The following is a 12,416-nucleotide window of genomic DNA, read 5'->3' as shown; positions in this document are numbered from 1 at the left end:
CCTGGACAGGTTGGCGGTGGTGGTGGGCGCGGGTGAAACGCCGTGGCGTGGCGCGCGGCCGGGACCGGTTTTCCGGGGGCTGCGTCGGCTTGGCGGGGGCGTTTCGCCGGTTTGGTAACCGGTTGGTAACCCGCGATTTTAGCCACCCCGGCGGGGCGGGCCCGCGTGATCAAGTGCGCGCTGGCGGGGTCTTCAGGAAGGCGTCGAGCCGGTCGAGCACCGGCGCCAGACCGCGCAGCGGTCGCGCCAGCGCGCCGATCAGGGTGGTGTGGCTGACGCGCTCGAACAACTCCACGTTCACCGCCACGCCGCGCGCGGCCAGCGCCTCGCCGAGCTGCACCGTGTTGCGCTGCGGGTTGACCAGCAGGTCGCTGCGCGCCGCCAGCAGCAGCACGCGGTGGCGCGCAGCGACCGAGGTGACCGACCCGGCGGCGGTGGCGTGGAACAGGGGCTGGGAGTCGGGCGGCGTGTCGGGCCAGTTGAAGGCCGTCTGCACGTCGCGCAGCCCGATCGGCAGGAAGTCGTACGGACCCGCCAGCCCGGCCCAGCCGGCCAGCGCCGCCGGCGCCAGCCCCACCTCGCCCAGCCAGCGCGGGTCCAGCGCCATCATGGCGGCGTTGTAGGCCCCGGCGCTGTGGCCCACGGTGTGCAGGCGGCGGGGATCGGCACCCAGGCGCGCGGCGTGGTCGTGTGCCCAGCGGACGGCGCGCGCGCAGTCCTGCAGGAAGGTGGGGTAGCGCACCGCGGGGCTCAGTCGGTAGTCGGCCACCACGGTCACGATCCCGCGCGAGGCCAGCGCTTCGCCGACGAACCGGTAGTCGGCCCGGTCGCCGCTGCTCCAGCTGCCGCCATAGAAAAACACCGCCAGCGGGGCGCCGTTGCCGCTGGCCAGGGCCGCCGGACGGTACACGTCCAGGCGCTGGCGCGGGTCCTCGCCGTAGGCCTGATCGGCCAGGACGGTGTGGGTGTCGGGCGACACGGTGGCGTTGATCAGCCGCAGGGGTGAACAGGCCTGCAGCAGCGGCGCCAGACCGAGCAGCGCCAGCCAGCGGCGTGTGCGCGATGGCGGGTCGGCGGCGGGCGGGGTGGGCGGCATGGTGGGGTTACGCGGTGCGGCGGGCGCTGGATTCATCCCGCGCACCTCCCATTGCACCACCGCCGGGGAAACCTCAGCGCGCCTGGCAGATTTTCAGCGTGTTGGTGCCACCGGCCTGCCCCATGGGCTCGCCCACGGTGATGGCGTACACGTCGCCGGTCTGCACGATGCCGCGGCGCTTGAGATGCGCCTCGGCATCGGCCAGCGCGGTGTCGCGGTCGGTGCTGGTGTCCATCAGCAGCGGACGCACGTTGCGGTAGAGCGTCATGCGCCGCTGCGTGGTCAGGTTGGGCGTCATGGCGTAGATCGGCATGCGCACGTGGTGGCGGCTCATCCACAGCGCGGTGGAGCCCGAGTCGGTCAGGGCGACGATGGCCTTGGCGCCGAGGTGGTGGGCGGTGAACAGCGCGCCCATCGCGATCGACTGGTCGATGCGCTTGAAGGTCTTGCCCTGGAAGTCGTTGCTCAGCTCGTGGTAATCGGCCTTTTCGGCTTCCGAGCAGATGGCCGCCATTTCCTTCACCGTCTCCAGCGGGTATTTCCCGGCCGCCGTTTCGGCGCTGAGCATGACCGCGTCGGTGCCGTCGAGCACGGCGTTGGCCACGTCGCTGACCTCCGCGCGGGTGGGCACCGGGTTCTGGATCATGCTCTCCATCATCTGCGTGGCGGTGATCACCACCTTGTCCATCTCGCGGGCGAGCTTGATCATGTGTTTCTGCAGCGCCGGCACCGCGGCGTTGCCGACCTCCACCGCCAGGTCGCCGCGCGCGACCATGATCCCGTCGGAGACCTTCAGGATATTGGGCAGCTCGGGGATGGCTTCGGCGCGCTCGATCTTGGCGATCAGGCCGGGCTTGTGGCCGCCGCCGGCCACCGCGCACAGCTGGCGCGCCAGCTCCATGTCGGTCGCATTCTTCGGAAAACTCACCGCCACGTAGTCCGCCCTCAGGCCCATGGCGGTCTTGATGTCGTCCATGTCCTTGGCGGTGAGGGCCGGCGCCGTCAGGCCGCCGCCCTGTTTGTTGATGCCCTTGTTGTTGGACAGCTCGCCACCGACCTTCACCGTGGTGTGCACCGCCGGACCGACCACCTTGTCCACGGTCAGCACGATCAGGCCGTCGTTGAGCAGCAGCGTATCGCCGGGCTTCACGTCCCGCGGCAACTCCTTGTAGTCCAGGCCCACGCCCTGTTCGTCGCCGGGTTCGGCGCGCGCGGCATCGAGCACGAACGGCTGGCCGTTGACCAGCATCACCTTGCCGTGCGCGAACTTGCCGACGCGGATCTTCGGACCCTGCAAGTCGGCCATGATGCCCACCTCGCGGCCCGCGCGCTGGGCCGCTTCGCGCACGAGTGCTGCGCGGTCGATGTGGTCTTGCGCGGTGCCATGCGAAAAGTTCAGCCGCACCACATTGACGCCGGCGCGGATCATCTCCTCGAGCAAAGCGGGGTCGCTCGACGCGGGGCCGAGGGTGGCGACGATCTTGGTGGCGCGCAAAGGCATGAAGCGGTCTCCGGGTGACAGGGGGGTGTCTGATTATGGGGTGGGCGCGTGACGGGCCGCGGCGCGTTCGGCCTGCACCAGCGGCCACAGCGCCCACAGCCCGAGCGCTGGTCCGAGCGCCAGCCATGGCACCAGCGCGCCCATCGGCACCCGCGTGGACAGACCCACGAACAGCAGGATGCTCGCGATCGAGATGGCGAAGCCGATGCTGTTGGTCAGCGTGAGCACGCTGCCCACCGCCTGCGGCGGCGCATTGCGGGCGGTCAGCGTGCTGAACTGCGGTGAATCACCCGCCACCGTGATGCCCCACAACACCAGCCAGCCATAGAAGAGTGCGTCGGGCGCGCCGAGCATCAGCGGCGCCGCCAGGCAGCACAGCCCGCTGGTGGCCAGCTGGCTGCCCGCCACGCGCGCGCTGCCCCAGCGCTGCGCCACCCAGCCGCCGCCGGCGCAGCCCAGCGCGCCGGCGCCCAACACCGCAAAGGCCGTCCACGACAGCGCCGTGCCCTCCAGCCGCGTGGCCAGGATCAGCGGCACCAGCACCCACATCGTGTACAGCTCCCACATGTGACCGAAGTACCCCAGCACCGAGCTGCGCACCCGCGCGTCGGTCCACACCGTGGCCAGCGCCCGCCACTGCAGCGAGGTCACGCGGGCCGCCGCGCCCGGCGGGTCGGGCGTGGCCACGAACAGCAGCAGCCCACCGGCCGCCGCCAGCGCCGCCACGCCCAGCATCAGCGTCGGCCACGGCAGCGCGTCGCCCAGGGCGCGCAGCGCGTGGGGGCTTGCCGAGCCCAGCACCAGCGCCCCAATCAGAAAGCCGAGCGCTGCGCCCAGCCCGCGCGTGTACCACTGCGCGGCGATCTTCATCCCCACCGGGTAGATGCCGGCCAGGAAGAAGCCGGTCGCGAAGCGCCACAGCATCAGCGCACTCTGGTCGCGCACCATCGCCCAGGCGCCCACGGTGCACGCCGCCCCCGCGAGCGCGCAGACCAGAAACACCGCGCGCGGCCGAAAGCGGTCGGCGATGGCCAGCAGCGCGAACACCAGCGTGCCCAGGATGAAGCCGAACTGCAGCGCGGAGGTGAGCGTGCCGACCGCGGCGGTCGACCAGCCCAGCTCGCGCTGCAGGTCCGGCATGACGGCATTCACCGCGAACCACAGCGAGGTGCCCAGCAGCTGGGCCAGCACGATCACCGGCAGGACGTGGCGGGGGATGTGGGGGGTGCTCATGAGCGGCGCATGGGCGTGAACGCCTCAAACTCCCAGCTGCGCATCGCCAGCACCAGCGTGTAGCCCTCGCGGTCGCGTTCGGCGAGTTTCTGGTCGGTCTGGTGTTGTTGCGCGAAGTCGGCAGCCAGGCGCTGCAGCCGCTCCACGAACAGCGGCGCCAGCGCCCGGCTGATGGAGCCGTGGACCAGCTGCAGACCCTCGCCGGCGCCGTCAAAGCCGCCCGCGAAATAGTCCAGCAGGGCGTGCTCGCGGAAGTAGTTCATCACCGGGCCGTGAGGCCGCCAGCGGAAGGTCTTGGCCAGCTTGAGCCGGTAGCGGTTGAGCGGGCGCAGCTCGATGATGCCGATGCGGTCGAGCTGGGCGAGGTACTTGATGCCCTCGGCCGGGGTGAGCCGGTAGGTTGCGGTGATCTGCTCCAGCGTCCATTGGCTGAGCACGCAGATCGCCACGAGCAGCAGCTTCTTGTCCGCCACCACGGCGCGTTCCTGCTCGGCGCTGAGTTCGCGCAGCAGGGGCTGCGCATCCGCCACCCGCCGGGCGAGGTCCGCAAAGTCAAGCTTCAGCGCCCGGCACACCGCGTCCACCCGCGACAGCGGCATGTCCCCGCGCGCCAGCATGCGTTTGACGCTCGACTCCGCCATGCCCAGCGCACGCGCCAGATCGGCGTAGGTCATGCCCGCGGACTTGAGTTCGAGCTTGATGGCCGCGATGAGGTCGGTGGTGGTGCTCATGGGAGGGTTCAAGGCTCAGGGTATCGTCAGAAGATACTGGAATGGCCGCGGTGGCGCACTGCGTCGAAACCCGGGGGTACGCACGACGGGTGTCGCGGATGCTGTCGATCGCGGCGCCGGCGTGCGCCACCATTCCCGGTTGATGCAGGAGCCCGTTCATGACCGCCACCCCGATCCCCGTCCCCACCAGCCAGTTCTCCCTGCTGAGCCAGCGCCGGTTCGCGCCGTTTTTCTGGGTGCAGTTCCTCGGGGCGGGCAACGACAACGTGTTCAAGTTCGCCTTCACCGTGCTGGTGACGTATCAGGTGCAGGTGGCGTGGCTGCCCCCGGCGATGGCGGGGCTGGTGATTGGGGCCTTGTTCATCCTGCCGTTCCTGTTGTTCTCGGCCACCAGCGGCCAGCTGGCCGACAAGTACCCCAAGGAGCGGCTGATCCGTCTGGTGAAGGACCTGGAGATCGCGATCATGGTGCTCGCGGGCTGGGGCTTCTGGATGCAGCAGATCCCCGTGCTGCTGGCCTGCGTGTTCCTGATGGGCCTGCATTCCACGCTGTTCGGGCCGGTGAAGTTTGCCTACCTGCCGCAACACCTGAGCGAGCGCGAGCTCACCGGCGGCAACGGCATGGTGGAGATGGGCACCTTCGTGGCGATCCTGCTGGGCAATGTGGCCGGTGGGCTGCTGATCGCGATGCCGGCGGTGGGCAGCCATTACGTGGCGGCGACCTGCGTGTTGCTCGCCGTCGCGGGCCGGGTGCTGGCGCAGGCCGTGCCGCTGTCGCCGGCGACCGACCCGGGGCTGTCGATCAACTGGAACCCGTTCACCGAAACCTGGCGCAACCTCAAGCTCGCGCACGGCAACGTGGTGGTGTTTCGCTCGCTGCTGGGCATCAGCTGGATGTGGTTCTTCGGCGCCGTGTTCCTGAGCAATTTCCCCAGCTTCGCGCGCGACGTGCTGCACGGCAACGAGCAGGTGGCCTCGCTGCTGCTGGTGGTGTTTTCCGTGGGCATCGGGGCGGGCGCGCTGTTGTGCGAGGTGTTGAGCCGCCGGCATGTGGAGATCGGTCTGGTGCCGCTGGGCGCGATCGGCATGACGGTGTTCTCGGTGGACCTCTACCTGGCCTCCCGCGGCCTGCCCACCGCGCCGGAGGGCGGCTTCACCCTCGCGGGCTTCCTCGCCGCAGCGGCGCACTGGCGGGTGCTGGCCGACCTGGCGCTCTTGTCGCTGTTTGCGGGCATCTACAGCGTGCCGATGTACGCGCTGATCCAGATGCGCAGCCAGCCCACACACCGCGCCCGCATCATCGCGGCCAACAACATCCTCAACGCGCTGTTCATGATCGCCAGCGCGCTGCTCGCCGGCTTGCTGCTGCAGCTGGGATTCAGCGTGACCGAGCTGTTCCTGCTGGTGGGCTTGGCCAACGCGGTGGTGGCGGCTTACATCTTCCTGCTCGTGCCCGAGTACCTGTTGCGTTTCGTGGCCTGGATCGCCTCGCGGCTGGTGTACCGCTTTCGCGTGCGCGGGGATGAACACCTGCCCACCGCCGGCGCGGCGGTGCTGGTGTGCAACCACGTGAGCTTTGTCGACGCGGTGCTGCTGATGGCGGCCAGCCCGCGCCCGATCCGCTTCCTGATGGACCACCGCATCTTCCGCGTACCGGTGCTCGGGGCGCTGTTCCGGCTGGCCAAGGCGATCCCGGTGGCGCCCCAGAAGGAAGACCCGGTCGCCTATGAGGCGGCATTCCGGGCGGCCGCGCAGGTGCTGCGCGACGGCGATCTGCTCGGCATCTTTCCGGAAGGCGGCATCACCCGCGATGGCACGCTGCAGCCGTTCAAGGGCGGCGTGGCCAAGATCCTCGAGCAAGCCCGGTCCGACGGCCTCGGCGCGGTGCCGGTGGTGCCCATGGCCCTGACCGATCTGTGGGGTTCGTTCTTCAGTCGCGTCGAGCGCCGCGCCGGGGAGCCCACGGCCATGGTGCGGCCGTTCCGCCGCGGCGTGTGGAGTCGCGTCGGGCTCAACGTCGGCGCGCCGCTGCCAGGCGTGGAGGGGCTCACGCCCGAGACGCTGCGCGAGCGCGTGGCCGCGCTGATCGCCCTCTCGTGAGCTAGATCGCCACCCGTGTACCCAGCTCCACCACCGCGTTGAGCGGCAGGTGGAAATGGTCCGCCGCACTGCCGGCGTTGCGGCTCATGGCCGCAAAGAGTCGCTGACGCCAAGCCCCGGCCCGGCCGCCCGCGCGCGGCACCACCGCCTCTCGGCTGAGAAAGTAGGTGGTCTCAAAGGCCGGGATCCGCAGGCCGTGGGATGCAGCCAGTTCCAGTGCCTGCGGGACATCCGGTGTGTTCATGAACCCGAAGCGCAGGGTCACCCGCCAGAACCCATGGCCCAGGGGTTCGACCTCGATGCGGCGTTCCATCGGCACCCAGGGCTCCTCCTCGAACACGACAGTGAGCACCACGTTGCGGGCGTGCAGCACCTGGTTGTGGCGCAGGTTGTGCAACAGCGCCTGCGGCACGGTGGTGGGATCGGCCACGGCAAACACGGCGGTCCGATCGGCACGGGGCACGGTCCGCGGATCGAGCTGATCGATGAACGACTGCAGTTCGACGCCCTCGCGCTGAATGCTGTCGATCAGTTGCTGGCGACCGTGGGCCCAGGTGCTCATCAGTGCGAACAGCGCCAGGCCCAGGGCCAGCGGGAACCAGCCGCCGTCAAAGAATTTGATGGCACAGCCCGCCACCAGCAGGGCGTCGACCGCGAGGAAGAACACGGTGGCTCCCACAGCGAGCGGCCTTGGCAGTCGCCAAGCGCCGCGAATGACAAAGTAGGTCAGCACCGTGGTGATCATCATCGTGAGCGTCACGGCGATGCCGTATGCGCCCGCCAGCGCGGAGGAGCTGCCAAAGAAAAGCACGGCGGCGATCACCCCCGCCAGCAGCGCCCAGTTGACCGCGGGCATGTAGATTTGGCCGATCTCGCGCGCCGAGGTGTAGCGGATGGTCATGCGGGGCAGGAAACCCAGCTGGATGGCCTGTTTGGTCAGCGAGTAAGCGCCCGAGATGACGGCCTGCGACGCGATGATGGCGGCCAGCGTGGCCAGCACGAGGGCGGGGAGCACCCAGGCGTCCGGGAAGAGCCGGTAGAACGGGTTGTCGATGGCGGCAGGATTGCCCATCAGCAGCGCGCCTTGGCCGAGGTAGTTCAAGGCCAGGCCGGGCAGCACCAGTCCGGTCCAGGCGATCTGGATCGGTCGGCGCCCGAAGTGGCCCAAGTCGGCGTAGAGCGCCTCAGCGCCGGTGAGCGCCAGCACGATCGCGCCCACCGCGGCAAACAGCTGCCAGCCTCGATCTGCCATGAAGTTCCAAGCGTGGATCGGGTTGAGGGCGGCAAGAATGGCCGGCTGCTGCACGATCTGCACCACACCGGCCACGCCCAGGACCACAAACCACAGCACGATGATCGGGCCGAACCAGCGCCCCACGGCCGCCGTGCCGAAGCGCTGCACCATGAACAGGCTGATCAGGATGACCAGGGTCAGCGGCACCACATAGGCCTCCAGCGCCGGGGTGATCAGGACGAGCCCTTCCATCGCACCCAGCACGGAGATGGCCGGCGTGATCAGGCTGTCGCCGTAGAAGAGGGTCGCACCGAACACCCCCAGCAACAGAAGCGCGCGGCGCAGCGCCGGTCTGTCCCGCGTCGCGCGTGCGGCCAAGGCGGTGAGCGCCAGCCCACCGCCCTCGCCGTGGTTGTCCGCACGCAGGATGAGGGTCACGTACTTGAGGGTCACCACCAGCATCAGGGCCCAGAAGATGACGGAGATGGCGCCCACCAGATGTACAGCATCCAGCGGTACGCCGGTGTGCGGAGCAAAGACTTCTTTGACGGTGTAAAGCGGGCTGGTGCCGATGTCGCCATAGACCACACCGATGGCGCCGAGTGTCAGTGCGCCCAAAGCCTGGCGTCGGGGAGAGGGGGAAGCGGAGGTCATGCCTTTGCCTGAAGTGGACAGGTCGGCATGTTCCTGGAGGGGCCATCAGGAACGCATAAGTCCCAGGTTCGGATCACGCGTCAGGGTTCGCTTTCAGTGAGTCGATAACCCACGCCGGGTTCGGTGATCAACAGTTGGGGGTCGGCAGGGTCTGTTTCCAGTTTCGCGCGCAGTTGCGCCATGTAGAGCCGCAAGTAGTGGGTGTGGTGGCTGAACTCGGGCCCCCACACGTCCACCAGCAACTGCCGGTGTGTCACGACACTGCCTGCCTGCCGCACCAGCCGGGCCAGCAGCCGGTATTCGGTGGGGGTGAGGTGGACATCCTGGCCGTCCCGCTGCACCCGACGCGCTGCCAGATCGATGTACACGCCGGCGAGGCGGTACCGCAGGATCGCCGGCTGCGCGGTCCGTCCCCGGTGTCTCAACGCGACCCGCATGCGGGCCAGCAACTCGGCCAAGCTGAACGGCTTGATCAGGTAATCATCCGCGCCGGCATCGAGCAACTGCACCTTCGGCCCTTCGTCCATGCGGGCCGATATCACCAACACCGCTGTGGCCGACTGGCGCCGCAGTTCAGCCAGCAAGGTGGCTCCTTCGCCGTCGGGCAGTCCCAGGTCCAGCAGCACCAGATCAATACCGGCATCGGCCGGCGCGTGAGCCAGGAGGGCGCGGGCATCGGCCAGGCTGGCCGCCGCCGCGACACGATAGCCTTCCACTTGCAACGCCTCTCGCAAGGTATCACGCAGTTCGCGGTCGTCCTCGACCAGCAGCACGCCCAGGCTCATGGGGCATCTCCCCGTTCGGCCCGTGATCCGTCGGGCAACTGGTGCAGCGGCAGACGGACCTCGAAACGGCTGCCGCCGCTGCGCCGCGGGCGCCACCCGATATCGCCACCGTGTGCCTGGGCAATCGCGCGGCACAAGGCGAGGCCCAGCCCGGCCCCGGAGCGGCTGGTCGCCTCCTGTGAAGCCGTGTCTGCGCGCAAAAACCGCTCGAACAGCCGTGGCCGCATGGCCGCAACCACACCGGGACCTCGGTCTTGCACAACCAGCAAGATCGCATCCCCGGCGCGTTGCGCCAGCAGTTCCGCCGGAACATCGCGCCCTCCATGCTTTCTGGCGTTGTCGACCAGGTTGTCCAGCAGCTGCACCATCAGCACCGCATCGACCCGCAGCAGGGGAAGCCCGGGGTCCAGCCGGGCGTGGATCCGGTGTTGGGGGTCGCGCCGTCGTGCCCGGGCCAGCACCGGTCCGACCAGATCCTCCACCGCCACCCAATCGGTTTGAAGGGCGATCCCGGGACTGCCCAGGCGCGCCAGTTGAAGTGTGTTGTCGGTCAGCCGGGCCAGCTGACCCGCCTCATCCACGATGGTGGCGGCGAGGCGCTGTTGTTGTTCAACACTCAGGCGACCGACTTGGTCGTGCAGGGCACTGGCTGCGCTCAGGATGGTGGCCAGGGGCGTCCGGTGGTCGTGGGCGATGGCCGTCAGCAGTGTGTTCCGCAACGCGTGGTCGGCTGCCTGCTCGCGCGCTGCGCGCGCTGCCTCCAGCGCCAGTTGGCGTTCCAGCACGCCCCCCAGCAGATCGCACAAAGCCTGCAGTTGCGGCAACAGTGCTTCGGCGCCGGCGGGTTCGAGCGCTCCCGGGAGGAGCACCGCGCCGTGTGTCGATTGGCGGCCGCGCAGCGGCAGATACCACGCGGTTCGCTGCTCGTAACGGCCGCTGCCTGGCCCCATGGCCTGTCCGCGTTCCACACACAGCCGCAGACCGTCGGCGTCGTCGGCGCTGGTGTGGCCGATCCATCGCTCGTTGCCTTGCGGATCACGCAGGAGGGCTGCGTAGGTCTCTGTATCTCTCCGCGCCCGGGCGGGTAACTCTGCCTGCAGGGCATCGCGCAGTGCGATGACCTGTTCCGCCGGGTCGTCGATCTGGCGAAGCGCTTCGCCCATTTGCCGCAGCCGGTCGGATCGACGGGCGTGCTCGGCGGCTTGGGCGGCGTGCCAGCGCAGTCTTCCCATGAGGAGCGTGACGATGCCGCTGACCGCCAGCATGGCCAGCAGCAGCACCGCGTGCTGGTGCAGTCCGACGGTCAGCGTGCCACGTGGCGGGACGAAGGCGTAATTGAAGCCCACGACCGAGGCAGCGCACGCCAGCAGGGCCACGGTGCGTGACGATCCGATGGCCGCCACCGCCGCACCCAGCACCAGCAGCAGCGCCAGATTGGCCAGGTCCATGTGCTCATCCAGGGCCAGCATCGAGCCCCAGGTGACGGCCCAGACCGCCAGGCTGAGAGCGCCCGACCATCGGGTGCGGGTGGGTGAAGGGTGATCGTCGGGGGCAGGCATGCGCGAAGCACTGGGTCGTCTGGCTCGGTGAAACGCTACCACGCCGGGCATCAGGATTTCGTCGGTGTGCAGCGCCCGGCGGTATCGCGCCACGCTACCGCCGGTGCCTCATCGCCGGCCCGGCTCCAACGCCCGGGCACCGGACATGGGGTGAACCGGCACCATCCGCACCGCTTTCAACCAATCCCAAGGTGTTTCATGTTCCCTGCCGCATCCCTTCAACGTGTCTCCCTGGTCGCCGGCCTTGCGCTGGCTCTGCTGGCCAGCCCCGCCGTTCATGCCCAGAGCGAGGCGTCCGTGGCCGTGTCGGCGTTGCCCCTGGCCTCGGTGGTGGTCGGATCGGCGGCGGCGGGCGCGTCCGCCGGCGCCGCGGTGGGCGCGTCGGTGGCGGTGCCCGTCGCCCTCTCCGTCACGGGCGCCGTGCTGGCGATCCGGGCGGTGGAGGCTTCGGCGCAGGGCACGGTGTGGGTGCTGGAGCGCTTGTCGGACGGCGCGCGGGTCAGCGTGCGGGTGTCGTCCCGCGCCGCTGGCGCTGCCTCGCTCGGCGTGGGCGCGCTCGTGACCGTGACCACGCTGGCCTCGGGCGCGTTGCTGGTGGCGGCGGGCGAGGTGGTCGCCTTTGTGCCGAACGCCCTGGGCGAAGCCCTGCTGGCCGACGAGCGGGTGACGCGATGAGCGCGCGCCGGGGATCTTTCTGGGGTGCCCGCGCGCTCGTCGCCGGGTGCCTGGTGGTGGCGATGCTGGGCATGGTCAGCCCGGCCCACGCCGGCCGCACCTGCGAGGCCCGCCCGCTGACCGCCGAGGCCCTGGTGCGGGGCCTGCAGCTCGCGCACGCCACCCACGGCGCGCTGGAGGCCGCTCACGCGCGCGACGGCACCCGCGTCGTGCTGCTGGCGCGCGCCGGACAGGACCTCAGCGCCCATGGCCTGCGCTACTCCCACGCCGGCTGGGCGTACCGCCTGCCCGACGGTGGCTGGCGCGTGCTGCACAAGCTCAACACCTGCGGCACGGCCGAAGGCGTGCTGTACCGGCAGGGTCTGGGCGTGTTTTTCCTGGACGATCTGTGGCGGCACGAGGCGGCGTGGGTGGTGCCGGGGCCGGCCCTGCAGGCGCCGCTGCACGCCGCCCTGGTCGACGGCCAGCGCGCGGTGGCGCTGCACGAGTCGGCCTACAACATGGTGAGCTACCCGTGGAGCACGCGCTACCAGCAATCCAACCAGTGGGCGATCGAGCTGCTGGCCGCGGCGCTGGAGCCCGGCATCGCCCGCCGCGATCAGGCCCAGGCCTGGCTGCGGTTCAAGGCCTATCAGCCCACATCGCTGCGCGTGGGGGCGCTGCAGCGACTCGGTGCGCGCGTGGGCACCGCGCACATCGCGTTCGACGACCACCCCAACGCCCAGCGCTTCGCCGACCGCATCGACACGGTCACCGTGGACTCGGTGTTCCAGTGGATGACCCACGCCGGCCTCGCGTCGCCGCCCGAGCGCCTGGTGCCATGACTCGCCCCACAATGCCCCATCACTT

Annotated in this window: 10 protein-coding genes; 3 read left to right on the top strand and 7 right to left on the bottom strand. The window is 69.8% G+C overall.

What is annotated here, in order from left to right; genetic code table 11:
- Positions 1 to 169: 169 nt before the first annotated feature.
- The 4 genes from AC2D80_RS11745 to AC2D80_RS11730 all read right to left on the bottom strand — a co-directional run bounded on the left by AC2D80_RS11745 (position 170) and on the right by AC2D80_RS11730 (position 4,561).
- On the bottom strand, positions 170 to 1,096 hold the full coding sequence (locus tag AC2D80_RS11745; protein ID WP_484633198.1) for an alpha/beta hydrolase: 927 nt from the start codon (positions 1,094 to 1,096) through the stop codon (positions 170 to 172).
- 73 nt (positions 1,097 to 1,169) lie between these two features.
- The gene (gene pyk / locus AC2D80_RS11740) at positions 1,170 to 2,597 is read right to left on the bottom strand and encodes a pyruvate kinase (RefSeq protein ID WP_484633197.1); all 1,428 of its coding nucleotides are present in this window, start codon (positions 2,595 to 2,597) and stop codon (positions 1,170 to 1,172) included.
- A 33-nt stretch (positions 2,598 to 2,630) separates the two neighbouring features.
- Positions 2,631 to 3,830 carry an MFS transporter gene (locus AC2D80_RS11735; protein WP_484633196.1) on the bottom strand — a complete coding sequence of 400 codons (1,200 nt, stop codon included), beginning with the start codon at positions 3,828 to 3,830 and terminating at the stop codon, positions 2,631 to 2,633.
- Complete coding sequence (locus AC2D80_RS11730) at positions 3,827 to 4,561, bottom strand: helix-turn-helix domain-containing protein (protein ID WP_484633195.1); 735 nt, start codon at positions 4,559 to 4,561, stop codon at positions 3,827 to 3,829. Before AC2D80_RS11730 ends, AC2D80_RS11735 begins: the two co-directional genes overlap by 4 nt.
- A gap of 158 nt (positions 4,562 to 4,719) precedes the next feature.
- Here AC2D80_RS11730 and AC2D80_RS11725 point away from each other — a divergent pair, with 158 nt between their 5' ends.
- Entirely contained in the window at positions 4,720 to 6,660 is a 1,941-nt protein-coding gene (locus AC2D80_RS11725; RefSeq protein ID WP_484633194.1) for an MFS transporter, read from the top strand.
- Position 6,661: 1 nt separating this feature from the next.
- Here AC2D80_RS11725 and AC2D80_RS11720 read toward each other — a convergent pair whose 3' ends face one another.
- The 3 genes from AC2D80_RS11720 to AC2D80_RS11710 all read right to left on the bottom strand — a co-directional run bounded on the left by AC2D80_RS11720 (position 6,662) and on the right by AC2D80_RS11710 (position 10,892).
- The gene (locus AC2D80_RS11720; RefSeq protein WP_484633193.1) at positions 6,662 to 8,548 is read right to left on the bottom strand and encodes a potassium transporter Kup; all 1,887 of its coding nucleotides are present in this window, start codon (positions 8,546 to 8,548) and stop codon (positions 6,662 to 6,664) included.
- Between the two features lie 80 nt (positions 8,549 to 8,628).
- Positions 8,629 to 9,333 carry a response regulator gene (locus AC2D80_RS11715; RefSeq protein ID WP_484633192.1) on the bottom strand — a complete coding sequence of 235 codons (705 nt, stop codon included), beginning with the start codon at positions 9,331 to 9,333 and terminating at the stop codon, positions 8,629 to 8,631.
- Complete coding sequence (locus tag AC2D80_RS11710) at positions 9,330 to 10,892, bottom strand: sensor histidine kinase (protein WP_484633191.1); 1,563 nt, start codon at positions 10,890 to 10,892, stop codon at positions 9,330 to 9,332. Before AC2D80_RS11710 ends, AC2D80_RS11715 begins: the two co-directional genes overlap by 4 nt.
- Before the next feature lie 198 nt (positions 10,893 to 11,090).
- On the opposite strand from AC2D80_RS11710, the gene AC2D80_RS11705 reads away from it, so the two are divergent.
- Together AC2D80_RS11705 and AC2D80_RS11700 are read left to right on the top strand one after the other, a co-directional pair.
- On the top strand, positions 11,091 to 11,567 hold the full coding sequence (locus tag AC2D80_RS11705) for a hypothetical protein (RefSeq protein WP_484633190.1): 477 nt from the start codon (positions 11,091 to 11,093) through the stop codon (positions 11,565 to 11,567).
- Positions 11,564 to 12,391, top strand: coding sequence for a DUF2145 domain-containing protein (locus AC2D80_RS11700; RefSeq protein WP_484633189.1), 828 nt, complete (start codon positions 11,564 to 11,566; stop codon positions 12,389 to 12,391). The genes AC2D80_RS11705 and AC2D80_RS11700 overlap by 4 nt, the downstream gene beginning before the upstream one ends.
- Positions 12,392 to 12,416: the final 25 nt, after the last annotated feature.

It is taken from the genome of Hydrogenophaga sp. T66, from assembly GCF_057219855.1.
Note: the sequence above shows the minus strand (reverse complement) of the source record. Positions and strands in the feature narration are given on the sequence as shown.